Source organism: Roseateles oligotrophus (assembly GCF_014204525.1).
Taxonomy (GTDB): Bacteria; Pseudomonadota; Gammaproteobacteria; order Burkholderiales; family Burkholderiaceae_C; genus Paucibacter_A; species Paucibacter_A oligotrophus_A.
The window spans coordinates 37,126-60,935 of the sequence record NZ_JACHLP010000001.1 but is presented as its reverse complement, the minus strand read 5'-3'; the positions used below and the strand labels follow the sequence as shown (position 1 = coordinate 60,935).

General features: G+C 67.3%; 22 protein-coding genes. 6 read left to right on the top strand and 16 right to left on the bottom strand.

Going from position 1 to position 23,810, the window contains the following annotated elements; genetic code table 11:
* From HNP55_RS00290 to HNP55_RS00270, 5 genes are all read left to right on the top strand, one after another.
* Positions 1-954, top strand: a complete 954-nt coding sequence (locus HNP55_RS00290; RefSeq protein WP_184294847.1) for an AlkA N-terminal domain-containing protein — start codon at positions 1-3, stop codon at positions 952-954.
* Positions 955-999: 45 nt separating this feature from the next.
* Positions 1,000-1,887, top strand: coding sequence for a DMT family transporter (locus HNP55_RS00285; protein WP_184294844.1), 888 nt, complete (start codon positions 1,000-1,002; stop codon positions 1,885-1,887).
* 6 nt (positions 1,888-1,893) lie between these two features.
* Positions 1,894-2,604, top strand: a complete 711-nt coding sequence (locus HNP55_RS00280; RefSeq protein ID WP_184294841.1) for an ABC transporter permease — start codon at positions 1,894-1,896, stop codon at positions 2,602-2,604.
* 169 nt (positions 2,605-2,773) lie between these two features.
* Positions 2,774-3,487, top strand: a complete 714-nt coding sequence (locus HNP55_RS00275) for an ATP-binding cassette domain-containing protein (protein ID WP_184294838.1) — start codon at positions 2,774-2,776, stop codon at positions 3,485-3,487.
* Positions 3,478-4,299, top strand: coding sequence for a substrate-binding domain-containing protein (locus HNP55_RS00270; protein ID WP_221439413.1), 822 nt, complete (start codon positions 3,478-3,480; stop codon positions 4,297-4,299). The genes HNP55_RS00275 and HNP55_RS00270 overlap by 10 nt, the downstream gene beginning before the upstream one ends.
* Before the next feature lie 776 nt (positions 4,300-5,075).
* Here the strand turns inward: HNP55_RS00270 and HNP55_RS00265 are convergent.
* The 16 genes from HNP55_RS00265 to HNP55_RS00190 all read right to left on the bottom strand — a co-directional run bounded on the left by HNP55_RS00265 (position 5,076) and on the right by HNP55_RS00190 (position 23,407).
* Positions 5,076-6,932, bottom strand: a complete 1,857-nt coding sequence (locus HNP55_RS00265; RefSeq protein WP_221439412.1) for a secretin N-terminal domain-containing protein — start codon at positions 6,930-6,932, stop codon at positions 5,076-5,078.
* Positions 6,933-6,967: 35 nt separating this feature from the next.
* Positions 6,968-7,417 carry a hypothetical protein gene (locus HNP55_RS00260; protein ID WP_184294829.1) on the bottom strand — a complete coding sequence of 150 codons (450 nt, stop codon included), beginning with the start codon at positions 7,415-7,417 and terminating at the stop codon, positions 6,968-6,970.
* The gene (locus HNP55_RS00255; protein ID WP_184294825.1) at positions 7,414-8,151 is read right to left on the bottom strand and encodes a hypothetical protein; all 738 of its coding nucleotides are present in this window, start codon (positions 8,149-8,151) and stop codon (positions 7,414-7,416) included. Before HNP55_RS00255 ends, HNP55_RS00260 begins: the two co-directional genes overlap by 4 nt.
* Positions 8,148-8,876 (bottom strand): PilN domain-containing protein, encoded by a 729-nt coding sequence (locus HNP55_RS00250; RefSeq protein ID WP_184294822.1) that lies wholly within the window; start codon positions 8,874-8,876, stop codon positions 8,148-8,150. Before HNP55_RS00250 ends, HNP55_RS00255 begins: the two co-directional genes overlap by 4 nt.
* Positions 8,877-8,910: 34 nt before the next feature.
* A complete protein-coding gene (locus tag HNP55_RS00245; protein ID WP_184294819.1) occupies positions 8,911-9,963 on the bottom strand; it encodes a hypothetical protein in 1,053 nt (350 codons plus the stop codon).
* A 15-nt stretch (positions 9,964-9,978) separates the two neighbouring features.
* Entirely contained in the window at positions 9,979-13,983 is a 4,005-nt protein-coding gene (locus tag HNP55_RS00240) for a DUF6701 domain-containing protein (RefSeq protein ID WP_184294816.1), read from the bottom strand.
* Positions 13,980-14,477: a Tfp pilus assembly protein FimT/FimU gene (locus HNP55_RS00235; RefSeq protein WP_184294813.1), complete on the bottom strand. Its 498-nt coding sequence runs from the start codon at positions 14,475-14,477 to the stop codon at positions 13,980-13,982. Before HNP55_RS00235 ends, HNP55_RS00240 begins: the two co-directional genes overlap by 4 nt.
* Positions 14,458-15,321 carry a type II secretion system protein J gene (locus tag HNP55_RS00230; RefSeq protein ID WP_184294811.1) on the bottom strand — a complete coding sequence of 288 codons (864 nt, stop codon included), beginning with the start codon at positions 15,319-15,321 and terminating at the stop codon, positions 14,458-14,460. Before HNP55_RS00230 ends, HNP55_RS00235 begins: the two co-directional genes overlap by 20 nt.
* Complete coding sequence (locus HNP55_RS00225; RefSeq protein ID WP_184294808.1) at positions 15,299-15,865, bottom strand: type II secretion system protein; 567 nt, start codon at positions 15,863-15,865, stop codon at positions 15,299-15,301. The genes HNP55_RS00230 and HNP55_RS00225 overlap by 23 nt, the downstream gene beginning before the upstream one ends.
* Positions 15,862-16,323: a prepilin-type N-terminal cleavage/methylation domain-containing protein gene (locus HNP55_RS00220; protein WP_184294805.1), complete on the bottom strand. Its 462-nt coding sequence runs from the start codon at positions 16,321-16,323 to the stop codon at positions 15,862-15,864. Before HNP55_RS00220 ends, HNP55_RS00225 begins: the two co-directional genes overlap by 4 nt.
* Positions 16,324-16,356: 33 nt before the next feature.
* The gene (locus HNP55_RS24560) at positions 16,357-16,749 is read right to left on the bottom strand and encodes a prepilin-type N-terminal cleavage/methylation domain-containing protein (protein ID WP_184294802.1); all 393 of its coding nucleotides are present in this window, start codon (positions 16,747-16,749) and stop codon (positions 16,357-16,359) included.
* 212 nt (positions 16,750-16,961) lie between these two features.
* Positions 16,962-18,200: a type II secretion system F family protein gene (locus tag HNP55_RS00210; RefSeq protein WP_184294799.1), complete on the bottom strand. Its 1,239-nt coding sequence runs from the start codon at positions 18,198-18,200 to the stop codon at positions 16,962-16,964.
* A 2-nt stretch (positions 18,201-18,202) separates the two neighbouring features.
* Positions 18,203-19,948: a GspE/PulE family protein gene (locus tag HNP55_RS00205; RefSeq protein ID WP_184294797.1), complete on the bottom strand. Its 1,746-nt coding sequence runs from the start codon at positions 19,946-19,948 to the stop codon at positions 18,203-18,205.
* An 8-nt stretch (positions 19,949-19,956) separates the two neighbouring features.
* Complete coding sequence (locus tag HNP55_RS00200) at positions 19,957-22,488, bottom strand: GspE/PulE family protein (protein ID WP_246448082.1); 2,532 nt, start codon at positions 22,486-22,488, stop codon at positions 19,957-19,959.
* A 122-nt stretch (positions 22,489-22,610) separates the two neighbouring features.
* Complete coding sequence (locus HNP55_RS23970; protein ID WP_348648633.1) at positions 22,611-22,802, bottom strand: zf-HC2 domain-containing protein; 192 nt, start codon at positions 22,800-22,802, stop codon at positions 22,611-22,613.
* Entirely contained in the window at positions 22,799-23,407 is a 609-nt protein-coding gene (locus tag HNP55_RS00190; protein ID WP_246448081.1) for a sigma-70 family RNA polymerase sigma factor, read from the bottom strand. Before HNP55_RS00190 ends, HNP55_RS23970 begins: the two co-directional genes overlap by 4 nt.
* 102 nt (positions 23,408-23,509) lie before the next feature.
* Here HNP55_RS00190 and HNP55_RS00185 point away from each other — a divergent pair, with 102 nt between their 5' ends.
* Positions 23,510-23,809 carry a DUF2282 domain-containing protein gene (locus HNP55_RS00185; protein ID WP_184294791.1) on the top strand — a complete coding sequence of 100 codons (300 nt, stop codon included), beginning with the start codon at positions 23,510-23,512 and terminating at the stop codon, positions 23,807-23,809.
* Position 23,810 lies beyond the last annotated feature (1 nt).

Below are 23,810 nucleotides of genomic sequence, written 5' to 3'. Positions count from 1 at the left end.
ATGCCCGATGCCATCTGGGGCTTCCGCCTCGCGTACCGGCCGCCCTACCAGGTTGAGGCCATGCTGCAATTCCTGGCGGACCGGGCCATCGCCGACATCGAGTCGGTCGATCTGCCCCGCCTGCAGATCAGCCGCAGCCTGGCCGGGCCGCTGGCACCGGGCTGGGTGCAAGTGCGCTTCGATCCCGGGCAGGCCAGGCTGGAGGTTTTGTGCTCGGCCAGCCTGGCGTCCCAGCAAGCCCAGCTCTCGGGCTTGCTGAGCGGCTGGCTGGACCTGCAGGCCGAGCCCTCGCGCATCAGCCAGGCCCTGGGCGGCCTGGCCCTTCCATTCCCTGGTCTGCGCTTGCCTGGTTGCGTGGACCGGTTTGAGCTGGCCGTACGCGCCGTGCTGGGCCAGCAGATCACGGTGGCGGCGGCTCGCACCTTGGCCGGGCGTTTTGTCCAGGCCTTTGGGCCGCGGCTGGAGGGCGAACTGCCGCCCGGGCTGGAGCGGCCCCTGCGCCTATTCCCCAGCCCGCAGCGCATCGCCGACCTGCAGCCCGGGCAGATTGCCGAACTGGGCATCATCCGCCGCCGCGCCGACTGCCTGCTGGCCTTGGCCCGGGCCTGGCCCCATTTGCGCTATGCCAGGCAAAGCCTGGACGGCCTGGCCGCGGCGGAACAGGCCGCGCACATCGAGGCGGCCATGGCCGAGCTGCGCGCCATCCCCGGCATCGGCCCTTGGACGGCCCATTACATGCTGATGCGGGGCTGGTCCTGGCCGGACGCTTTTCCGCCCAGCGATGTGGTCTTGCTCAAGCAGCTGAGCCTGGGCCTGGACAAGCCCCTGAGCCCCAAGGCCTATCTGGCGGCGGCCGAGGCCTTCAGGCCTTTTCGCAGCTATGCGGTGCTGAGCTTGTGGCGCGCGGCCAGCCTGGCGCAGGCGAAGGCAAGAATCGGGTCGCCAATAGACTGAGGCGGCGGGCAGTATGCTCGGCTTCATTCCAAGAGCCCTGTCCGCATGAAACCCATCGATCTGCTTGAACTCGTCTCCCTGGCCGCCATCTGGGGCGCCTCGTTTTTATTCATGCGCCTGGGGGCCCATGAGTTTGGCCCCATGGCCATGGCGGCCTTGCGGGTGACGGTGGCCAGCCTGGCCTTGCTGCCCCTGCTGGCCATGCGCCAGGGCTTGGCCGAGTTGCGCCGGGAGTGGCGGCCGCTGATGGTGATAGGCCTGCTCAACAGCGCCATCCCTTTCGCCTTGTTCAGCTATGCGGCCTTGTCGATCACGGCGGGCCTGTCCAGCATCCTCAACGCCACCACGCCCTTGTGGGGGGCGGCCATCGCCTGGATCTGGCTGAACCAGCGCCTGACGCCGCTGCGCAGCTTCGGCCTGCTGCTGGGCTTTGCGGGCGTGATCTTTCTGGCCTGGGACAAGGCCAGCTTCAAGCCGGGCGGCAGCGGCTGGGCCTTGCTGGCCTGTGTGGCGGCGACCTTTTGCTACGGCCTGGCCGCCAATTTCAGCAAGAAGTTCACGGTACACATCCAGCCCCTGACGGTGGCGACCGGCAGCCAGGTCTTCGCCGCGCTGCTGCTGGCGCTGCCGGCCTTGTGGTTCTGGCCGGCCGTGCAGCCCAGCGCCCAGGCCTGGGGCGGGGTGATCCTGCTGGGCCTGCTCTGCTCGGCCCTGGCCTATCTGCTCTTCTTTCGCCTGATGAGCCGCATCGGGCCGACCAATACCATTGCCGTGACCTTTCTGATCCCGGTGTTCGCCGTACTCTGGGGTTATCTCTTCCTCGGCGAGGCGCTGAACCTGCAGATGGCCCTGGGTTGCGCCATCGTGCTGCTGGGCACGGCCCTGGCCCTGGGCCTGCTCAATAGGCCGCAAGCCGCGGCCGCCAAGGCCTGAATCCCGATGTGGGCACCGTTTGATCAGGCCCTGGCCCTGTTGTGGGGCGCCGACCCCGGCCTGCTGCAGGTACTGGCCCTGAGCCTGAGCGTCAGCGGCACGGCGGCCCTGCTGGCCAGCCTGCTGGGCCTGCCCCTGGCGGCCTGGCTGGCGCTGGCGCCGGGGCGGCGGCGGGCCTGGGTCTTGCTGCTCAATACCGCCCTGGCCCTGCCCTCGGTGCTGGTGGGCCTGGGCGTCTATCTGCTGCTGTCGCGCTCCGGGCCGCTGGGTGGCTGGGGCTTGCTGTTCACGCCCTGGGCCATGATTCTGGCGCAGACGATGCTGGTGCTGCCCGTGGTGGCGGCGCTGGCGCGTGCCCGCCTGGTGGAGGGCCTGGAGGAGGGCGGCGAGCAGTTGCGCTCGCTCGGCGCCAGCCCCTGGCTGGCGGCCCTGCTGATGCTGGTGCATCTGCGCCGCGCCTTGCTGGTGATCCTGCTCAGCGCCTTTGGCCGTGCGATCGCCGAGGTGGGGGCGGTGATGGTGGTGGGCGGCAATATCGAAGGCTTTACCCGCGTGATGACGACCAGCATCGCCCTGGAAACCAGCAAGGGCGATCTGCCCCGCGCCATCGCCCTGGGTCTGCTGCTCTTGCTGCTGGTCGGCCTGCTCAATGCCTTGAGTGCCTGGTTGCAACAGGTCTTTGCCCGCCCAGGCAAGCCGCTGGAGCTGGCCTTGTGAGCATTCCAGGCCCCTGGCGGCGCCCGGTGTTCACCGAGAACTATGGAATTCAAATACGACCACAGAGACACAGAGACACAGAGGTGAATCGAACTTTTAGCTTGCATTCCTCTGTGTCTCTGTGTCTCTGTGGTTGAATTTTGGCGTTTTTTTCTTACGAGCCACGGCCATGTCTTCCTCTTCCTCTTTGCTACTGCAGCTGCGAGGCTGCCGGCTTGAGCTGGGCGGCCGGCAGGTGCTGGCGCCGCTGGATCTGGCGCTGCGGCGCGGCGAACGCCTGGCCTTGCTGGGCAGCAATGGCGCGGGCAAGACCAGCTTGCTGCGCCTCATGCATGGCTTGCTGCCGGCGCCCGGCCGCGTCCTGCACGTATTGCCCGAGCTCGGCCGCCCGCCGCGCCAGGCCATGGTGTTTCAGCAGCCGTTTTTCCTGCACCTCTCGGTGCGCAGCAATCTGCGTCTGGCCCTGGCGCTGGCGCGCCAGCCCTGGAGGCTGCACGAGGCCATGCTGGAGTCGGCCCTGCGCCGCGTGGGCCTGCTGGACCAGGCCGGTCAGCTGGCCAGCCATCTGTCCGGTGGGCAGCGGCAACGGCTGGCGCTGGCGCGCGCCTGGGCCTTGCGGCCGGACCTGCTCTTCATGGACGAACCCACGGCCCATCTGGACCCGGGCGCCCGCCGCGAGGTGGAGCGCCTGATCGCCAGCTTTGCCGAGGAGGGCATGACTTGGGTGATGAGCACCCACAATCTGGGCCAGGCCAAGCGCCTGGCCAGCCGGGTGCTGTATCTGGAGGCCGGCCGGGTGCTGGCCGATGCGCCGGTGCAGGCCTTCTTCCAGCAGCCCCAGGGGCGGGCGGTGGATCAATTCTTGAAAGGTGAATGGCTATGAGACGTCTTTTTTCTGCCGCCGCCATGCTCTTGTGTCTGGCGGGCCCGGCCATGCCTGCGGCCGCCGCCGAGGCCTTGGTGCTGGCCTCGACCACCTCTACCGAGCAGTCGGGCCTGTTCGCCCATCTGCTGCCGCGCTTCACCCAGGAGTCCGGCATCGCCGTCAAGGTCCTGGCCCTGGGCACCGGCCAGGCCCTGGAGCTGGCGCGGCGCGGCGATGCCGATGTGCTGTTGGTGCATGACCCCGCGGCGGAGGAAAAATTTGTGGCCGAGGGCTTTGGCCTGCGCCGCATGCCGGTGATGTTCAACGACTTTGTGCTGCTGGGGCCGGCCAGCGACCCGCTGGGCCTGCGCGGCAGCGATGCCTTGCGCGCGATGAAGCTGCTGGGCGCCGGCACGGCGGCCTTTATCTCGCGCGGCGACAAGAGCGGCACCCACGCGGCCGAGCTGCGCCTGTGGCAGGCCGCCGAGCTGGATCTGTCTAGGCAAAAGCCCGCGGGCTACCGCGAATGCGGCTGCGGCATGGGCCCGGCCCTGAATATGGCCGCGGCGCTGAATGCCTATGTGCTGGCCGACCGCGGCACCTGGGCCGCCTTCAAGAACCGTGGCGAGCTGGCCCTGCTGGTGCAGGGCGACGGCCGGCTCCACAACCCCTATGCGGTGATCGTGGTGAACCCGGCCAGGCATCCGCATGTGAAGCAGAAAGAGGCGCAGGCCCTGGCCGACTGGCTGGTCTCGCCGCGCGGCCAGCGCGCCATTGCCGACTACAAGATAGGCGGCGAGGCGCTGTTCTTCCCGCTGGCGGGCCGCTGAATTTGGCCCGGTGACGCAACTCAGCCTGAGTTGGTGTTCTGTTGAGGCGGCGCGTCGCGCCGTTACTCTTTTGTGTTGTTCGACGGCCCAGCGGGGATTTCGCCCCCGCAGGCGACTTACTTTTCTTGCTTCGCCAAGAAAAGTAAGCAAAAGAAGGCGACCCGACGCCTGGCCCCTTCGGGGTGCGTTGCGGTACTCAGCTTCGCTGGGCCGCGCCCAACTCACTGCGCTACGCTCCGTTCAAACAGGGGGCGCGAGTCAGTCAACGAAGTCGCTTCGCGACGCCCAGCGAAGCTTCCGTTCCTCACCCAGGCTCAACGGGACTTGAATACCGTCACGCCTCGCTGCGCATCGGCTTGACGGGCTGCTGCACAAGCGCAAGCAGCGGTTGTTTGTATTTGACCGAGGCGACGCGCAGCGAGCCGTGTGGTTTTCGAGTTCCCCGTGTTGCCTGGGCTGCGGTGCTTGGCTTTGGCGGGCGTCGCGAAGCGACTTCGTGAACTGACTCGCGCCCCTTGTTTGAACGGAGCGTAGCGCAGTGAGTTGGGCGCGGCCCAGCGAAGCTGAGCACCGCAACGTACCCCGTCAGGGGCCAGGCTTCGGGTCGCCTTTTTTGCCTACTTTTTTGGCGAAGCAAAAAAGTAGGGCGCCCGCCGGGGCGAACTCCCGGCTGGGCCTTGGCAGGGGGTGCTGCAGCAAGCAACCAGCATCACCCAGTCCAAGAACAAGCCGTTATAAGTTTTCTCAAAAGTCAGACACTGCACCAAGCTGAGTGTTCAGGGCTTGGCGCCGCTGGCGGTGGCGGCTGCGGCCGGCGCCGCACTGCCGTTGATGGTGATGACACGGCGGGCCTTGTCGTCCATGTCTGACATGGCTTGAGCCGCGCTGCGGTTGTGCTGCTCCCAGTCCTCGGCGCTGCGGATGATGCTGGGCTTGATCAGCACGACCAGCTCGCGCTTGCGGCCCGAGTTGGCGCGGTTGCCGAACAGATTGGCCGTCAGCGCATTGCTGTCGGCGCCCGGCAGGCCGGAGCCGCGGCGGTTGGATTCCATCTGCATCAGGCCGCCGATGGCGACGATGCTGCCGTCGGGGATGCGCACCACCGTGTCGGTCTCGTTCATGCTGTTGGAGGCCAGCGGCAGGCGGAAATTGCCCAGCGTGCCCAGATCGATCTGCTTGATCTTCTCGGTCACCGCGGTGACGGCCGGATGGATGTGCAGGGTGATCATGTTCTCTTCGTCGATCTGGGGCGTGACGTCCAGGGCGATGCCGGAGAAGAAGGGCGTCAGCGTCAGCGTCGGGATGACGTTATTGGTGGTATTGCCCGTCGTGCTGCTGGTGTTGGTGTTGTTGCCGCTGGTGATGCCGGTGACGAAGTAGTCGTCCGAGCCGACCTTGAGCACGGCCTTCTGGTTGTTCAGCGTGGCCACGCGCGGGCTGGAGAGGATTTGCGCGTCGCCATGGCTTTCCAGAAAGCTGATCAGGCCCTGGAAGCCGCCGCGCGTCAGCGCCAGGCCGAAGGCGCCGCTGCCGGAGGCGACCATGGGGATCAGGTCGGGCCAGGCCGGGCTCTGGGCGGCGGTGGACAGCACCGGCAGGCCCTGGCTATTGCTGACCAGGGGGTTGAGGACGGTGCCGACGCCGCTGGGGATGGAGGGGTTGACGCTGGTCTGGCCGATGGCGCCGTTCTTGCCCAGTACCGACCAGTCGATACCGCTCTGGAAGCCTTCGCGCAACTCCACCTCGACGATCTTGGCCTCCAGCATCACCTGGCGTTCCACCGCCAGGCGGGTGGACTTCAGAAAGGCCTCGACGTGGCGCATCTCGTCCGGCATGGCGCGCACGGCCACGGTGCCGGCCTGCGGGCTGGCGATGACGGCGCGGCCGCCTTCCGTGCCGATCAGGGCGCGCAGGGCGCTCGTGGTGTCGGCCCAGAAATCGTTCAGGCTGCTGGTGGAGACCTGCGTGCTTTCGCGCTGCTGAGGTGTGCCGTTAGCGCCCGGGGTGCTGCCGGTGCTGCCCGTCGTCGTGCCGCTGCCCGAGCTGGTGCTTTGCCCGGCGCCCGAGCTGACCCGCAGCTCGCTGCGGCCCACGCGGGTTTGCTGCAGATAGTTGACCGTGAAGACCCGGGTCTGCATGGTGGGCGGGAAGACGGTGATGCGGCGGCCATCGATCTTGAAGTCGAAGCCGTAGACATCGCGCAGCGACTCCAGCGCCTCGCGCAGCGTCACGCTCTTCAGCGTGACCGATAGGCTGCCGCTGACGGCCGGGTGCACCATCATGCTGTAGCGGGTGTCGGTGACCAGGGACAGAAACACGTCGCGCACCGGCGCGCCGTTGACGATCAGGTCAAAGCGCGGTTCGGGCGGCGCCGCCTCGCGCGGGGACTGAGCCGGCGCCGGTGCCGCCGCCGCTGCGGCTTGCGCGCGCGCGGCCTCGGCCGAGCGCTGCTGGGCTTGCGCCTGCTGCGCGGCTTCCAGCTGCTGGCGCAACTCCTGGCGCGGCTGGGCCAGTTGCAGGGGTTTGTCGGCGCAGGCGCTGAGCAGGGCGGCCAGGGCCAGCAGCAGCAACGGCGAGGCGGCCGGGAGCGCCCAGCGGGGCTTGGGCAGCGAGCGCATGAAAAAAGAATTCATGGGTGGGGTCGAGGCTTGCAGATGGCGCCTTGGCTTCATGGTGTCTCCTGGAGTGGGGCGCTGACTTCGGGTTTTGATTTCTTGGCCTTGGCGGCCGTGGGCCGGGGCTTGCCGCCGCCCGCATCGCTGGCGGCTTTCTTCTCGATGCCGGGGTAGAGGGCCACGCGGCGGCTGCCCTGGGCATCGCGCAGCCAGACGGCTTGTTCCTCGATGCGCAGGATGGTGGCCGTGCCCAGCTTGGCGCCGACGCCCCATTCGCGGCCGCCGGCCACGACAAAGGGTTTGCCATGGCGGACCACGATCTGCTTGATCTGCTGCTCTGCCGCGTTGCCGGAGGCCTCGCCTTCGCCCGTGCTGCCGGCCGGGCCGCGCAGGGCGGCGGGCCAGCTGCTGGGGTCGCGCAGTTCTTCGCCATGGACCGGCAGGGCGCCGAGCAAGAACAGAGTTAGCAGGGCCGGCAGGGTTGGCAGGAGCGGGCGCCTCATGGCTTCACCTTGGGCAAAAAGATTTGCAGCTGCAGCAGCACGGGCTTGCCATCGCCTTGCGACCACAGGCGCATTTCGCCCCAGTGCAGCTGGGGCAGGGCTTTTTCAAGCTGGCTCAGGTAGCGCAACTGTTCCAGATAGTCGCCCGAGAGCTGCAACTCCAGGCCCAGCCATTCCAGGCCGGGTGCGGGGCTGTTGCCGGCAGGGCCGCTGGCTGGCGTGGCCGGCTTGTCTGCCGCGGCCTGGCCGAACTGGGGCGGCTGGCTGCCGCTCTTGAGCGTGCCGAGCTTGAGCAGGCTGAGGCCGGGATGCTGTTTGAGCAAGGTGGCCAGCAGCTCGGGCAGGCTCGGCTGGTTTTGGTCCATGCCCTGCATACCGGCCGTGATGGCTTGGCGCAGCTGGGCGCGCTGTTGCTGGGCCAGGATCAGGCGCTGCTGCAAGGGCGGGCCCAAATCGCCCGCCAGCGGCGCCGAGGCGGCCGTCGCTCCCTGGCCGGCGCTGAGCTTGAACTGATCGCGCAAGGCCTTGAGATCCTGGTTCTGCTTTTGCAGGGTCTTGGACTGTTGCTGGGCTTCCTGCTTCAGCGGCGCGATCAGCAGGCTGTCAAAGGCGGCGATCAGCAGGGCGGCCAGGCAGAGAAAGGTGAACACCCGCTCGCGCAGGCTCAGGGCGTCCACCCGTTTGGCAAACAGCTGCCAGCGTTGCTGCAGGCCTGCGGTGCTCAGGGCTCTCATGGCGTTCTCCCCGGCAGCGCCGTGGGCGTGGGAGGCAGGGGCAGTTCGCTGACGACCCTGAAGGACCAGACCGCCTGGCCGGCGCGGGGCTTGGGCAGGCCAGCGCTTTGCAAGGCGCCGGGCGGCGCCAGCGTATGGCCCGGTGCGGCCTCGTTGCCATCGCTGGCGGGCGGGCCCTCGGCCGACCATTTCTCGACCCGCACCGTGCCCAGTTCCAGGCCGGCCAGCAAGGGCTTGCCGGCCAGGCGTTCCAGCCAGGTGCGCAGAGCTACCGGATCCAGGGTGGCGCCCTGCAGCTCCAGATGGCCGCTTTGCCAGCGCAGCGAAGCCAGCCAGACGCTGGGTGGCACGGTCTGGGCCAGGTATTTGAGCAGATCGGAATGGCGCCAGCCCTCGGCGGCCAGGCCGCCTCGGAGCAGGCTCAGCAGCCGGGCCTGGGCCTGGTTGGTCTGCTCCAGCTGGCTCAGCTGCTGAGCCAGCAGCTGGGGGTCCACCGGCGGGGGCAGGCTGGCCAGGGCCTGGCTGAGGCTTTGCAGTTCGGCCGCGCCTCGTTCCTGGGTCTGCTTGAAGGCCTGGCGCGAGGCCTGGGCCTGCAGGCTCAACCACAGGCCCAGGGCCAGGGTGGCGGCCAGCAACAGGGCAAAGGCCTGCAGCATCGTCGCGGCCGAGAGCAGGCGCTTGGGCGTCAGCAGAATGGGGGTGAGGAGATTGACTTGCTGAACCATGGTTGGGGTGTTTTTGTTCTGTCCTGGTTCGGCTTCAGAGGGCGCGCGATTCCTGGCGCAGGGCCGCGCCCAGCAAGGGCAGGCAGGCCTCCAGCTCACGCAGGCGGGCGGGTTCGCTGAGCTCGGCCTCATCGATGCCGCTGAACAGCTGGGCCGGGCCCATGGCCAGGGTGCGCAAGCCCAGCTCGCGCTGCATCAGGGCGGCCACGGCCTCGCCATGCTCCGCAGAGAGCAGGTAGAGCCGGGCCAGGGGCAGCTCGGGCCAGCTGCGTTCCCACAGATCGATGGAGCGCTGCAACTCGATGATGAGCACCGACTCCTCGCTATCGTCCTGCGGGCTCAGGTAGTCGGCGCCCGGGGTGTATTCGAAACCCAGCGGAGCCTCCTGCTGGGCTTTGACCACCAGCTGCCCGGTGGCGCGGGCCGCCAGGCGGGGGTCATGGTCGAGGCGGCGGGTGTAGAAGAGTTCGCCGCCGGCGCTGATGGTCAGCAGGCAATGGTTTTCCATCATCAGCAGCGCGGCGCAGGCACGCTCCTGCAGGCCCTCGGAGCGGGCCTTGAGGGTTTGCAGATTGCGCAGCGCGGTCTCCCAGGTGTCCACCACCTGCAGGGCCAGGCCGGCGGCGGCGCAATGCTTGCTGCGCAGCTCCACCGCCGTGCTGCGGGCGGCGACCACAAAGAGTTGGCGCTGCACCCGCGGCACATCGCCGCCCACATGCATCACGTCCAGGGTCAGGTCGTCCAGATGTTTTTCCACCAGCTCCTTGATCTGCCAGCGGGCCGCGGCCTTCAGCTCCTCATTGGGCACATTGGGCGTGTCGACCTTGAGGATCTGGTATTCCTCCGGCTCCAGCAGGCCGATGACCTCCCCCGCGTTCAGATTCAAGGCTTGCAAGGCCTGGTCCACGGCCGGCTCGAAGGCCAGCTCGGGGTCCAGGGCGATGGCGCCCCAGCGCAGCAGCGGGCAGGGCAGGTTCTGGTTCAGGCCGGGCTCGCTCAGCACATAGGCGATCTGCCGGCCGTTGCAGCGCAAGCTCAGGCGCAGCTTGTTCCTGCTGCCACGTCCTTTCAACCAGGGCCACTTCATCTGGGCATTGCTTTCTTAGTAGTTTTCGCGCTGATAAATCATGTTGTCGGAGCCCCGGAACAAACCGAAGCTGGCACGCGCCGATGGATCTTTGACATAACTCGGTGTACCCACGCCACACCAGGCGCCCTGCAGATACGCCAGCGAGGCGCTGGCCGTGGCGGCGGGGCTGGGGCTCCAGGTCTGCAGGCAGCTCTGGTCGCTCAAGCTGTTCAGGCTCAGCGCCACATCCAGGCTGCCGCTGCGTCCGCCGCCGGGCCGGCTCAGGGTCAAGCTGCTTTCCCCGCGCTTGAGTTGATAAGTCTTTGAGATCAGGCTGCCGTCTCCTACCGCCAATGTTTTCCGGTAGTTTCCGAAATTCACGGCTTTGGAATCGATGGAAGTACAGCTGTCATCGGTGTTAGTTATGAAGTTCGTGCCGTTCCAGTACTGGGCCTGTACCGGCAGATTGAGGTCGCGGGTGGCCGGGCCGATGGCGTTTTGCAGGCGCAGCTGGCCGAAGCGCAGAGGCACGGGCAGGGCAAGCGTCGGGGCGGCGGCGGTCTTGAGCGAGCTGCGATCATTGCCGTTGGCGGGGCTGTCAGTGTCCAGATCCAGGCTGCGCATGGCCACGCCATCGGCATCGACCGGCGCGATGCCGAAATTGGCGCTGGCGAAGGGGCCGTCCGGCGTGCTCAGGCGGCTGACCCGCGCCGTCAAGACGGGGCTGGCCTGGCCCAGCGACCAGCCGCCCGTGCTGCTGGCGAGCAGGCGGCCGCCGCTCTTGAAGGGCGTGCTGCCCTGGATCCCGGCCGGATTCAGGGCGCTCAGGTCTTGCTTGGCGAAGACATCGGTGTAGTTCTGTGTGGTCGCACCCTGGGCGTTCTGCGCCGTCAGCGTGAAGGCAATGCGGAAGTCCTCGCCCAGATAGCTGAAGGTGGAGGCCGGGCTGCAAGCGGCCGCCTGACGCTGGGTGAGCACCGCATTGCTGGCCACAAAACCGGCCGGCACGAAGCGGCCGATGCGATTGTTCTGCGCCGTGCCGGCGAAGACGCTGGCATCCAGATTGAGGCCGGCCGTGCCCAGGAAGTTCTGCACCACGGCGCTGGTATTGAGCGCAAAGCTGCCGACCTCGCTGTACCTGAGGTCGCTGACCGTGACCTGGCCGCCGCTGAAGCCGCCGATGGCCGGATTGCTGCCACCGCTATTGCTGAGGCTGCCCAGCACGCCGATGCTGGGCGTCTGGCTGCCGCTGAGCGGGCTCAAGGTAATCGCCGTGCTGTACGAGGGTGCCAGGCCGCCGGCCGTGACCTGGCTCAGGCTGGCGCCGCTGTCGACCTGGCCGTCATTGCCGGCATCGGCCGTGCTGCTCCAGCGATACGCGCCCAAGGTGGCGCTGAAGCTGGCGCCGGCCACGCCGAACTTGGCGTCCGTTGCCAGGCTGCCGGCCGGATTGCTCACCCCGCCCAGGCTCAGGCCGTTGACGACCAGGGCAAAGGGGCGCACGGTCAAGGGCCCCAGGCCACCGCTGATGGTGGTGGCGGCGTAGAGCAGGCTGTCGTCATCCAGGTTCAGCGCGTATTTGCCGATATCGCTCGTCGTCAGCGTCAGGCTGGCCACGCCGTTGCTGAAGCTGGTGTTGAGCAGATTGTTGCTGGCCGGGCGGGCCGCGGGAATCGTCAGCGCGGGCGAGCTGATGGCCGGTGCCGTCCAGGGGCCCGCGCTATCGCTGCGCCAGAGCTTGAGATTGCGGCTGCCGCTGTAGTCGGTGGCGATGGCGCAGTTGCCGGTGACGCTGTCCTTCTTCCACAAGGCTACTTGCAGATCGTGGTTGCGGCCGGCCACGGCGATATTGCTGCCGGCGATCTTGTTGCCCAGATCCTCGGACCAGACAAAGGCGGTGTCGCGGAACTGCAGGGTGCCGGAGCTGCCGGTGGCGCTGGCAAGCACGCTGTCCTGCACGCTGATGCTGAGGTCCTGGGCCAGGCCGTGGCTGAGCCGCAGATTGACGACGCCGGCGTCGCCCGCCGCGAAGGTGTAGCTGGCCCGCCCGGTGTTGGCCGTGCCGGGCAGCAGGGTGCCGCTGGGGCTGGGGCCGCTGCCGGCGGAGAAATCGCCGCGGTTGGTGGAGGTGGCCAGATTGATGCTGCCGATATAGCTGCTGAGGGTGTTGCCCGAGGCGTCCTTGGCCGTGACGCTGAAGTTCTTGGGGCTGCAGGTGGAGGCGGCCGCCGTGGCCGTCACGACAAAGCTGGCCACGGCCGGGTTGCAGGCACTGGGGTTGCGGGCGCTGCCGTCGTGGTTCTTGCCCGCCAACTGGTTGTTGTAGATGGCGCTGATCTGGGCCGCGCCGAGGGCGCTGTTGAAGACCAGGAACTCGTCCATCTGCGTGTTGATGCCCTCCTGCGTGCCTTGGTCGGCATCCCAGGAGGCGCCGACAAAGGCCAGATTGCCCTTGGCCTGCAGATTGACGGTCTCCTTGAAAACACCGTCGATGTAGAGCGAGGTCTTGTTGCCGGTGCCGACCAGGCCCACATGGTGCCAGCCATTGCTCAAGGTGTTGAACTTGAAGCTGCCGTTGACGGTAGTGCCGGGGGTGTAACTGCCCCAGAGAAAGCCGTTATTGCCGTCCAGATAGAGCAGGTCGCCGCCGCCGCTGACGGCGGCCAGCACGTGGTAGCGGCTGCCGCCGCTGGAAAAGGGCAGGCGCAGCCAGCTGCTGATGCTCCAGTTCGTGGGGATCGGGATGCTGCTGTTCGGCGAGATATAGCGCCGGCCGGTGGAGGCACTCAGATCGGCATAACGGTCCACCACGACGGGGCTGGCGCCGGCGGTGGTGGCGCCCAGCACGGCGGTGGCGGGGTAGCTGCCGCGTGCGTCCTTGACCTCGCTCGATGTGCCGTTATAGCTGCACTCGTCGAAGCGGTATTCGGCGATGGGCGTGGGCAGGCAGGCCGGCGGCATGGCGGAGCCGGTGTTGTTGCTGACACAGCTATTGCCGCAGCTGCTGCCGCAGCAGACGCTGTTGATGCTGGCCAGATAGCCCAGGCTGATGCTGGCCGAGCCGGTGGAGCGCACGCAGGCCTGGGCGATCGAGGACTGGGCGAAGCTGATGCTGCCGCTGCTGCTGCTGACCTCGCCGCTGACCTTGGCGGCAAAGTCGAAACTGATGGCCCCGCTGCCGCCCGTGACCTTGCCGCCGATGAGGGCGGCCTGCCCCACGGTGATGGTGCCGCTGCTGCTGATATTGCCGTTTACCTGGGTTTGGTAGCCGAGATTGACGGCGCCGCCGCCGCTGCTGCTGACATTGCCGCCCGTCTGGCTGGCTTGGCCCAGGGTGATGCGTGCGGCGGCGCTGATGTTTCCGCTGACCGAGGTCTGGTAGCCCAGGTCCACGGTGCTGGCCGAGCTGCTGACATCGCCGGTGATCACGGCGGCCTGGTCCAGATTGATGGCGCCCGCGCTGCTGATACTGCCCTTGACCTGGCCGATATAGCCGACGGTGATGGCGCCGCTATTGCTGACCAGATTGCCGGTGATGGTGCAGCGCGCACCCACATTGATGGCGCCGCCAACGCTGCTGACGAGCTCCGAGGAGCAGCTGTCCAGCAACTGGATGCTGCCGTTGCCGGTGGTGCTCAGCGAACCCGCGGTGAGCGTGCCGGCGCCGTAGGCCAGGACGCTGGCGGCCTCGACCTTGCCGCGCAAAAGGCTTTGGTAGCCCAGGCTCAGCGTGCCGCTGACGAAGAGTGTGAGGTCGCTGCTGCTGCCGCCGTTGAAGATGACGTTGTTGCCGACGTCCAGAGAGCCGTTGATTCGGATCGTGGCCGGCTTGGGCGAGCCTATGCTGACCGTATCGCCTTGTGCCAGCACCAGGGGGCCGCAGGTATAGGTGGCGCCGGCGGCCGTGCAGCCGGCCGGTAGATTGCCGGGAAAGCTGTAGGCGGCGGCCCAGGCGGCCGGGCTGGGCAGGCCCAGCAGCAAGAGCAGGGCCAGCCAAGCCAGGCCGGCCGGGAGAGAGCAGGGTTTGAATAATTTCATCGCACCAGGCGCCGGCTCAGCTGGCGCTCCACATAGCTGGGGTTGAGCGGGGCCGTGCTGGGGCAGGCGCCGGCGCTGGGCGCATTGCAGGCGGTCGCGGTGATTTGGTAGAAGTTGAAGTTGTCGCCGCCATCGCTGCTGCTGCTGAGGCTGCAGCTGACGGTGACGACGAAATCACTCAGACCGCCGGGCAGGGCAATACTGGTCTTGCCAAAGCAGGCGGGTGCGGCGGCGGGTGGCGGCGGGTTGCGCAGCAGCTGGAAGCTGGCCCACTCCAGGCCGGCGATCGCCGCCTGCATGGCCTTGGCCGCGGCCAGTTCGCTGCTGGAGCCCAGTTGCTGGCGCATGCTGAACTTGGCCATGGCCGCGCCCAGCACGGCCAGCACGACCAGGATAAAGAGCATGGACACCAGGGTGAAGCCCGCCTGCGGTGAGCGGCTCCGGTGTATGGGGTCAGGTCTTGCCTGAAAGCGTTCAGGGCAGGTTGTCGACATGCAGGGCATGGTAGAGGGTGATGGTTTCGCCCGTGCCGTCGGCGTTGCTGGCGAGAGTCAATCTGAGGGTAATCAGAGCGGCTCTTGCCGCCACCGAGGCGGGGTTGTAGCTGAAGCTGCAGGCGGCCACGCCCCTGGCCAAAACATTGCTGCTGCCGCCGCTGGGCGGGTCGGGCTGGGTGAGCAGAAAGCCATAGCCCTGGTAGCGCAGCAAGGTCTTGTTGATGGGGTCGCAGCGGTAGCTGATGGGGCTGCCCACCGCGTAGACGCGGTAAGGGGGCGCGAGCAAGCCGGTCGGCAGGGGGCCCAGGGCATTGAGATTGATGCTGCTGGCCAGGCCCGGCCCATTGCTGAAACCGCGCCGGTTGGACACCGCCTGAGCCGCCGCGCTGCTGTTATCGGCATAGGCGTTGGCGTCGGGCACGTCCACGCCCAGGTTGTAGAACACCAGTTGCTGGCCGCTGGCCAGATTCAGGCCCGGGCCGACCAGGTCAAAGCTGGCATCGACGACGCCGAACTGCAGGGCATTGCTGCCCTGGGTCGCGTAACGCGCCGCATCGGTGGTGGGGATGAGCTCCAGGCTTTGCCCGCTGGCCGTCACCCGCACGCTATTGGGCAGGGCCCGAGCCAGATCGCGGCCCATGCGGCGCAGCGCCGTGTCGGCGTTGTCGGCCAGGCGGACCCGCTCGCTGCTGGCGATATAGGCCTGTACCGGGCCGACGATGAAGACGCTGACGATGGCCGCCAGAATGCCGGTGAGCACGATGACGATCACCGCCTCGACCAGGGTGAAGCCTTGCTGGCCCTTGCGGCAGGGGGAGTCAGATACCGGCTTTGGGCGCATAGCGGGTACGCCAGCCGCTGAGCTGGACCTGGCTGCCGTTGGGGCCGCTGACGCTGACGGTAATCATCAGCGCATCGCCGCTGGCCTGGCTGATGCTGCCCAGGCCGGCGGCCACGACCTGCACCGTGGCGCTATAGCCCGCCAGGCCGGGGATCAGGGTGTTGCCGATGTCGCGGATGCCGCCCGTCATGGCGAAGCCGTGGTAGTCGTTGACATTGTCGAACTGCGGCGTGCTGTAGCGGTTCTCGCCGGCCTCGGGGCCCATGGCCTCGGCCTGGCTGGCGCAGCCCGAGGCGTCGTCGGCGCTCTCCAGATTGGCGTCGTCGCCGTCGCAAAAGGAGTAGGGCATCAGCTGCACCTCTTCCATCAGGGACTCGGCGATGGCCAGGGCCTGGCGCTGGATCTGCGGGTCGGCGCTGCTGCTGCCGGCCTGCAGAAAGACGCGCAAGACGCCGGCCAGGGCCGCGCTGATGACGACGATGAAGAGGATCAGCTCGATCAGGGACAGGCCTAGCTGTCGGCGTGGAGGGCAGACGGCGTTCATGGCGTGGCGTAGAACAGGCCGGTTTCGTTTTCCAGCACATAGCCCTGGCTGTAGTTGCCCGAGCTGACGGTGACGGCCATGGCCGCGCCGGTGGAGGTCAGGCTGGAACCGCTATTGCCGCTGTTGAAGGTGATGCTGCGGCTGCCCGATTCGGCAATGCAGGGGCTGGACGTGGCGGGGCAGCTGACGCTGGCGAGCGCCGGGCCGCCGCCCACGTAAGCGAAGGTGGCGCCGCTGCCGCTGACGGTGGCGATGATGGGCCGGCGCTGTACCAGGGACAGGCGCAGCATGGCTTGCATCTGGCTTTGCAGATCGTCGCTGAAGGCGCGCAGCCGCCACATCTCGGTGTCGACCAGGCGCGGCAGGGCGAAGACGGCCAGGGCGCCAATCATCGTCATGACGATGACCAGTTCGATCAGCGTAAAGCCCCTGGTCCGGTCTTGCGAAGGCAGGAACACAGGGGCTTGGGGCTGGCCGGGCGAGCCCGCCGATTACAGGATGCCGATGGCCGTGTAGCTGGCCGTGATGGTGCTGTCGACGGAGTCCTGCACCGTGCAGGTGGCGACCGAGGTGTCGGCAGGCACGCCCGAGGCGGCAATGGCCGGGGTGATCACGACGGTGGCGGGCATGCCGCCTTGCAAGGCCTTGCTAACGTCGCCGCAATTGGTGATGGCGGTGGTTGCGCTGGTCGCGCCCTTGGCCTTGCGCGCCGCATAGTTGACCGCCGAGGCGCTGCTCAGCGCGCCGGCCACGCCGGCGACGGCGGCTTGTTTGGCATCGCTCTTGAGATCGACGAATTTGGGCAGGGCCACGGCGGCCAGGATGCCCAGGATCACGATCACCATCACCAGTTCGATCAAGGTAAAACCGGCTTGCTTCTTCATGATGTTCCTTTTTTTCAGGCGAGAGAGGGATTCAATACATTTCGGACGGGGCCGTGACGCGCTTGCACAAGGGGCATGACGTCACAACTCATCGGCCATTCGCACAAACTGTATATCGGGGCCTGGCCCGGCGACTTGAGAACAAGCGGGTGTTTCCAGGCCTTTCTCCCGGGCCTTGTGAAATAGTCCCGTCTTGCCGCGGCCCGTGTTGTTCAGCCACCGCCGCGGCCCATGGCGGCCTGACCCAGATTCCACAAAGGCAGGAAGACACCCAGCGCCAGGATCAGCACCAGCACGCCGATGATGAGCAGCAGCACCGGCTCGATGGAGGCCGACAAGCCCTTGATGCTGTAGTCGGTCTCGCGCTCATACATCTGCGCGATCTCCATCATCAAACCGTCCAGCTCACCGGTCTCCTCGCCGACGGCAATCATCTGCAGCACGATGGGGGTGAACACGCCGGCGGCGGCGGCGCAGCGCGAGATGCTCTCGCCGCGCTCCACCCCGTCCCGCATCTGCTCGATGCGGTTGCCGATATAGGCGTTGTCCACGGTCTGTGCCACCACGGTCATGGTCTGGCTGATGGGCACGCCCGAGCTATAGGCCAGGGCAAAGCTGCGCGAGAAGCGCGCCAGCGTGGCCTTGAGCACGATCTCGCCGGCGATGGGCAGGCGCAGCTTGCGGCGGTCCCAGCGGTAGCGGCCCGTCGGCGTGGCCAGCCAGGCGCGCACCGCCATGACCCCGCCGGCCGCGCCTATCAAGACCATGGGCCACCAGTGCAGGGTCCAGGCCGAGAAACCCAGCAGCATGCGCGTCATCAGCGGCAGCTCGGCCTTGAAGCCGGCGAACACCGTGGCAAAGGTGGGCAGCACAAAGATATTGATGACGATGATGGCGATGATCATGGCCACCACCACCATCGCGGGGTAGCGCAAGGCCTGCTTGATGCGGGCACGGATGTCCAGCTCGAATTCCAGATGCTGGGACAGGCGCAGCAGCACCTCGGTCAGCCGGCCCGTCATCTCACCGACCCGGATCATGGCGATGTAGAAGGGGCTGAAGACCTTGGGGTGGCGGGCCATGGCGGTGGACAGCTCGCGGCCTTGGTCCAGGCTGGCGCGCAGGTCTTGCAGCATCTCCACCATGGCGGCCTGGGCGGTCGAGGCCTCCAGGCCGGCCAGGGCGCGCAGAATCGGCACGCCGGCTTTTTGCAAGGTGTAGAGCTGGCGCGTCATCACCAGGCAGTCCTCCATGCCGACCGGCCGGGCCTGCAGCCTTTGCCAGAAGTCCTGCTTGGGGGCGGACAGGCTGCTGCCGCCGAGTTCAATACCGGTGGGCACGACGCCACCGGCCATCAGCTGGGCGGCCACGGCGTCGGCGCTGTCGGCGTCGATCACGCCCTCCAGCAACTCGCCGCGGTTATTGCGTCCTCGCCAGGCAAAGGCTTGCATGGCTAGACGTCGGTGTCGATGCTGATGCGCATGGCCTCGGCCAGCGAGGTCTTGCCGGCCTTGACCAGGGCCAGGCCGCGGTCGGCCAGGGTCTTGCCCTTCAGGGCCAAGCGGGCGGCCTGCATAAAGCCGGCGGCGTCGCTGGCTTGCACGGCCAGGGCCATATCGGCATTCATTTCCAGCATCTCGTAGATGCCGCGCCGGCCGGCATAGCCCGAGCCATTGCAGGCCGAGCAGCCGACGCCGCGTTTGGGTCGGATGCCCGCGCCATCCGCGCCCGCGATGGCGCCCAGCCAGGCCGCTTCCTGCGGCGTCGGCGTGTGGGGTTCGGCGCAGTTCTCGCACAGGGCGCGCAAGAGGCGTTGCGCGATCACGGCCTGCAGCGAGGTGGCCACCATAAAGGGCGGGGCGCCCATGTCCAGCAGGCGGAAGGGCGTGCTCATGGCGTCGCGGGTGTGCAGGGTGGACAGCACCATATGGCCGGTGATGGCGGCGCGCAGGCCGATCTCCACCGTCTGCGGGTCGCGCATCTCGCCGACCAGGATCACGTCCGGGTCCTGCCGCAGCGTGGCGCGCAGCACGCGGGCGAAGTCCAGTTCGATCTTCTCGTTCACCTGCACCTGGGTCAGGCCGGGCAGGCGGTATTCCACCGGGTCTTCGACGGTGATGATTTTGTGCTGCTCGGCGTCGATCTCGCTGAGCGCGGCGTAGAGCGTGGTGGTCTTGCCCGAGCCGGTGGGGCCGGTGACCAGCACCATGCCGGACTGCTGGGACAGGATTTCGCGAAAGCGCGCCAGCATGTCCGCCGGCATTTCGATCTGGTGCAGGCGGCGTATGGCCGTGCCCTGGCCCAGCAAGCGCATCACCACCGATTCGCCGTACTGGCCGGGCAGGGTGGACAGGCGCACGTCGATGGTGCGTTCGCGCAGGCGCAGCGTGAAGCGGCCGTCCTGCGGCAGGCGCTTCTCGGAAATGTCCAGGCCCGCCATCAGCTTGAGGCGCTGCGAGAGGGCGGCGGCGATGCGCTTGTCGGCCTGCGTCTGGGTCTGCAGCACGCCGTCGATGCGGGTGCGTATCAGCAGCTCGCCCTCCTGCGGCTCGATGTGCACGTCGGAGGCGCCGGCCTGGGTGGCGTCCTCGAACACGCTTTGCAGCAGGCGCACGACCGGCGCGCCCTCCTGGCCCACGCTGGCCTGCAGGGCGCCGAAGTCCACCGCGTCGCCGATGTCTTTTTCCAGCGCCTTGGCTAGGCCGCTGATCTCTTCGCTGCGGCGGTAGTGGCGGTCAAACGCCGTGGGCAGTTGGCTCTCGGCCACCACGGCCATGTTGATGCGGCGCTTGAGCAGGCGGCTCAGCTCGTCGTAGGCGAACAGGTCCAGCGGGTCGGCCATGGCCACCAGCAAGGCCTCGCCGCGATCCTCCAGCACGATGGCGCGAAAGCGCCGCGCCGGCGTCTCGGACAGCAGGCGCACCAGATCGCTCTTCAGCGGAAAGCTCTTCAGATTGACGAAGGGAATGCGCAGCTGGCGCGCCAGCACATGGGCCAGCGCCTCCTCGGTGATCAGGCCGGCCTCGATCAGCAAGCGGCCCAGCTTCTTGCCGCTGCTGCGCTGCAGATCCAGGGCCTGCAGCAGCTGGGCCTCCGAGATCAGCTGCTGCTGCACCAGCACATCGCCCAGGCGCATTTTTTGTGGCGGGCCGGAGCCGGGGTCGCTTGAGCCGTTGTTGCTGCTTGGTTCAGTATCCATCGTGTGGCTTATGCATTGCTGGTGGCGCGGACTTCGGCCATGGTGGTCACGCCCTGCAGGACTTTCAATATGCCGTCTTGACGCAGGGTTTGCATGCCCTCGGTCAGGGCGGTCTGCAGCAGCTCCTCGGCGCGGGCGCCGGTCTGGATCTGGCGGCGCAAGACCTTGGAGACGGCCAGCAGCTCGTGCAGGCCGGCCCGGCCCTTGTAGCCGCTGTGGTCGCAGGCCTCGCAGCCGGGGCTGTGGTAGTGCAGGAGCTGGCCCTTGTGGCCGTAGCTCTTGACCCAGTCGTCCAGCACGCTTTGGCGCGCCGGGCCCTGGTGCTCGGGGTAGATGTGCAGATAGTCGTCCAGCCACTCCTGCAGATCGGCCTCGGCAATCGGCTTGGCGCTGCGGCAATTGGGGCAGAGCCGTCGCACCAGGCGCTGGGCCAGCACGGCCAGCAGGGAGTCGGCGAAGTTGAAGGGGTCCATGCCCATGTCCAAGAGCCGGGTGATGGTCTCGGCCGCGCTATTGGTGTGCAGGGTGGACATCACCAGGTGGCCGGTCAGCGAGGCTTCGACGGCGATCTCGCCGGTCTCCTCGTCGCGGATTTCACCCACCATGATCACGTCCGGGTCGGCGCGCAAAAAGGCGCGCAAGGCCTTGGCAAAGGTCCAGTCGATCTTGGGGTTGACCTGTACCTGGCGCAGGCCGGCCTGGGTGATTTCCACCGGGTCCTCGGCGGTCCAGATCTTGCGGTCCGGCGTGTTGATATAGCTCATCGCCGAGTGCAGGGTGGTGGTCTTGCCCGAGCCGGTGGGGCCCACGCAGAGCACCATGCCGTAGGGGCGGCTGACGGCCTTTTTCAGCTCGCTCAGATTGCGCGCGGTCAGGCCCAGCTTTTCCAGCGGGATGGGTTTGGAGGAGGCCAGCAAGCGCATCACCACGTCTTCCAGGCCGTTATTGGTCGGGATGGTGGCGACCCGCAGCTCCAGCTTGTGCTGGGGCGAGAAGCGGGCGAAGTTGATCTTGCCGTCCTGCGGCTTGCGGCGCTCGGAGATATCGAGTTCGCACATGATCTTGATGCGCGCGATCATGGCGTTACGGTAGGTGTTGGGCAGCTCCAGATAGGGCTTGAGCACGCCGTCCTTGCGGAAGCGGATCTTGAGCTTTTCCTTGCCCGGATAGGTCTCGATATGGATGTCGGACACGCCCTGGCTGCTGGCCTCGATGATCATGCTGTTGATCAGGCGTACCAGGGAGTTGTCGCTTTGTTCCAGCGGCACTTCGTCGTCGCGGCCGCCGCGGTCCTGCACCTCGCGCTCCAGGGTTTCGATCAGCTGATCGGCCTTGTCGAGGGAAAAATCCTGCGAGGGATGGGCGCCGGGGAGCAATTCGCTGCGTGCGATGGCGTCGCCGCCATAGCGCTCGTAAGTGGCCGGGATGGCGCTCAGCAAGGTGCCGACCTTGGTCAGCGTGGGCGTGACCTTGAGCTGGGCGATGAATTCGATCTCGTCCAGGGCCTCGCGCCGGGTCGGGTCCTCCATGGCCACGATCAGGCGGCCGTCGCGCAGCAGCAGGGGCAGCACGTCCAGGCGCTTGGCCACGGCATAGGGGATCTTCTTGACCGCATCGGGCTCGATGGCAAAGCTGGCCACATCGACGATGGGGTAGCCCATCTTGCGCGCCAGCGCCGATTGCAGGGCCTGGCGGCTGACGATGCCGCGGCGCACCAGCAGCTCGCCCAGGGGCACGGAGCGGTCGCCGCGCTGCAGCTCCAGCGCATGCTCCAACTGGGCCTCGGTGATCAGCTCCAGGGCCAGCAAGGCCTCGCCGATGCGCACCATGGGCATGCGGGCCTGCTGCTCGATGGCCAGCATCAGCTGCTCGGCGCTGACGATGCTCTCGGCCACCAGGATGTCGCCGACGCGGCGCGAGCGCAGGCTTTGCTGCTCGCTGGCGGCCTCGTTGATCTGGGCGGCGGTGGCCAGGTTTTCCTTCACCAGCACATCGCCGATGCGCTCGCCGATCTCGAAATGGTCCAGCACCTCGCGGGGGATGAAGACGCGGTAGACCGAGTCATCCGCATCGCTGATGGGCGGGAAGAGGAAAAGCCCCAGCTCGTCCTGGCAATGGCCGATGGTGCGGCCCCTGAGCTCGCCGCCGCCGACAAAGAAGAGCTTGAATTCACTGCGCGGGCGCGAGTCCAGCTTGAGCACATCGTCGGCCTGATTGCTCTCGCGTGGTGCCGCGACGATGGGGCGCAGCAGCTTGAGCGCGCGGAACTGCCCGAACTTCAGCGGCATGGCATTGCGGGCCGGCGGCACCAGCACCTGGGCGATGCGCTCGTGCGCGGCCATCAGGATCAGGTGGCCGGGGTTGCGGCTGCCGTTCAGGCCCAGCACCTCGCAGGGTTCGGGTGCGTTCTGTGCCTTGGCGCGCGGGTAGGCTGCGAAGGGCGGCATGGGCCAGACGAAGTTGAGCTTGCCCGGGGCTGTGTTGGCATCGGCAGGGGCTTCGCCGTGGGGCCAGCTCAGCGGGGCAGACAAATCGGGCATTCATTCCTCCAAACAGGGTTGGAGCCGGACGCTTCAGCGACGGCCTGGCTCTACGCCCCACCGATGCTAATGCGCGGAGACCGGTTCAAAGCGCCGAATTGGCGGGCACAGAGCCCGCAGCTTCACTCTTCACTGTAGTGGCGCCAGCGTTCGCTGGCCCGGCGCATCAGTTCGACCTGCTTGAGAAAACGCGGGCAGGCCTTGCAGATCAGCAGATGCAGGCGCACGGCCAGGCGCTCGCTCAGCGACAGCGGCTTTTCCTGGGCCAGCAAGACCATCTCGGTCACTTCGCGGCAATTGGGCCTGAGCTTCACAGCACTCCTCCTTGTTCTTGGGTGTGCGAGGCCTGTGCCCCGAACCAGTTGAGCTGCAGGCATTCGCGCAGGCGCAGCCGGGCCCGATGCAGCATGACCCAGAGATTGGTCGCGCTGATGCCCAGGGCCTTACAGATTTCTTCGGTGTCCAGCTCCAGCCACTCGCGCATCATGAACAAGCGCCCCTGCTGGCCGGGCAGATGTTCGACGCAGGCCTCCAGCACCCGCATGAAGTCCAGCTGGCGCAGGCAGTGCTCGGGGTCGCCCCAGTCCTGCGGCATCTCGCGCCAATGGCCGTTGGGGTGGAAGAGCTCCTCGTCCACGCTCTGACCGTCTTCGGCCGTGGCCGACATTTCCTTGCTATTGCGGCGGATCTGGTCGACCAGCTTGTGCTTGAGGATGCCGATCAACCAGGTCTTCAGCTGGGACTGGCCGGCAAAGTTCTGCGGTCGCTCCAGCGCGGCCAGCAGGGTTTCGGACACCGCGTCCTCCGCCCAGGCGGGGTTGCGCAGCTGCAGGGTGGCGTACTTGAGCAGCTGCGGCCGCAACTGTTCCAACTGCTTGGCCATGGCGGGGCCGGTCGTCCCCTGGGCGGTCTCGGTCATGCGCTCGCTTTCGAGATTTCTCTGCGCGCAGTGTAAGGACTGCGGCGCCTGCCCCGACGCAAGAGCAGGCACGGCTTGTGCCGCTTTTGATGGAGTTACCCGATGAAAACGAGCGCTATTGTTTCTTCCGCCCTGGCCTCCGTGCTGGCCCTGGGCTTGTTGACGCCCGCCACGGCGGCCGAGGCCAAGGCCGCCAAGGAAAAATGTTATGGCATCAGCAAGGCCGGCCAGAACGACTGCGCCAATCTGAGCGGCAGCCACTCCTGTGCCGGCCAGGCCACGGCCGCGATGACGCCGGATGAATGGCAGTACGTGGCCAAGGGCAGCTGCAAGAGCCAGCAGGGCTTGAGCGCCGCCGAGGCCAAGGCCGCGCTGGCGGCTGCGAAGCCCAAGAAGTCCTGAC

Excerpts from the sequence above, each read along its gene's own strand:
- HNP55_RS00190 (WP_246448081.1), bottom strand. The coding sequence starts at position 23,407 with ATGACCGAGACCGCCCAGGGGACGACCGGCCCCGCCATGGCCAAGCAG.
- HNP55_RS00270 (WP_221439413.1), top strand. The coding sequence starts at position 3,478 with ATGGCTATGAGACGTCTTTTTTCTGCCGCCGCCATGCTCTTGTGTCTG.
- HNP55_RS00230 (WP_184294811.1), bottom strand. The coding sequence starts at position 15,321 with ATGCGCCCAAAGCCGGTATCTGACTCCCCCTGCCGCAAGGGCCAGCAA.
- HNP55_RS00265 (WP_221439412.1), bottom strand. The coding sequence starts at position 6,932 with ATGAATTCTTTTTTCATGCGCTCGCTGCCCAAGCCCCGCTGGGCGCTC.
- HNP55_RS00245 (WP_184294819.1), bottom strand. The coding sequence starts at position 9,963 with ATGAAGTGGCCCTGGTTGAAAGGACGTGGCAGCAGGAACAAGCTGCGC.
- HNP55_RS00200 (WP_246448082.1), bottom strand. The coding sequence starts at position 22,488 with ATGCCCGATTTGTCTGCCCCGCTGAGCTGGCCCCACGGCGAAGCCCCT.
- HNP55_RS00235 (WP_184294813.1), bottom strand. The coding sequence starts at position 14,477 with ATGTCGACAACCTGCCCTGAACGCTTTCAGGCAAGACCTGACCCCATA.
- HNP55_RS00240 (WP_184294816.1), bottom strand. The coding sequence starts at position 13,983 with ATGAAATTATTCAAACCCTGCTCTCTCCCGGCCGGCCTGGCTTGGCTG.
- HNP55_RS00290 (WP_184294847.1), top strand. The coding sequence starts at position 1 with ATGCCCGATGCCATCTGGGGCTTCCGCCTCGCGTACCGGCCGCCCTAC.
- HNP55_RS00225 (WP_184294808.1), bottom strand. The coding sequence starts at position 15,865 with ATGAACGCCGTCTGCCCTCCACGCCGACAGCTAGGCCTGTCCCTGATC.
- HNP55_RS24560 (WP_184294802.1), bottom strand. The coding sequence starts at position 16,749 with ATGAAGAAGCAAGCCGGTTTTACCTTGATCGAACTGGTGATGGTGATC.
- HNP55_RS00205 (WP_184294797.1), bottom strand. The coding sequence starts at position 19,948 with ATGGATACTGAACCAAGCAGCAACAACGGCTCAAGCGACCCCGGCTCC.
- HNP55_RS00280 (WP_184294841.1), top strand. The coding sequence starts at position 1,894 with ATGTGGGCACCGTTTGATCAGGCCCTGGCCCTGTTGTGGGGCGCCGAC.
- HNP55_RS00275 (WP_184294838.1), top strand. The coding sequence starts at position 2,774 with ATGTCTTCCTCTTCCTCTTTGCTACTGCAGCTGCGAGGCTGCCGGCTT.
- HNP55_RS00260 (WP_184294829.1), bottom strand. The coding sequence starts at position 7,417 with ATGAGGCGCCCGCTCCTGCCAACCCTGCCGGCCCTGCTAACTCTGTTC.
- HNP55_RS00285 (WP_184294844.1), top strand. The coding sequence starts at position 1,000 with ATGAAACCCATCGATCTGCTTGAACTCGTCTCCCTGGCCGCCATCTGG.
- HNP55_RS00185 (WP_184294791.1), top strand. The coding sequence starts at position 23,510 with ATGAAAACGAGCGCTATTGTTTCTTCCGCCCTGGCCTCCGTGCTGGCC.
- HNP55_RS00255 (WP_184294825.1), bottom strand. The coding sequence starts at position 8,151 with ATGAGAGCCCTGAGCACCGCAGGCCTGCAGCAACGCTGGCAGCTGTTT.
- HNP55_RS00250 (WP_184294822.1), bottom strand. The coding sequence starts at position 8,876 with ATGGTTCAGCAAGTCAATCTCCTCACCCCCATTCTGCTGACGCCCAAG.
- HNP55_RS00210 (WP_184294799.1), bottom strand. The coding sequence starts at position 18,200 with ATGCAAGCCTTTGCCTGGCGAGGACGCAATAACCGCGGCGAGTTGCTG.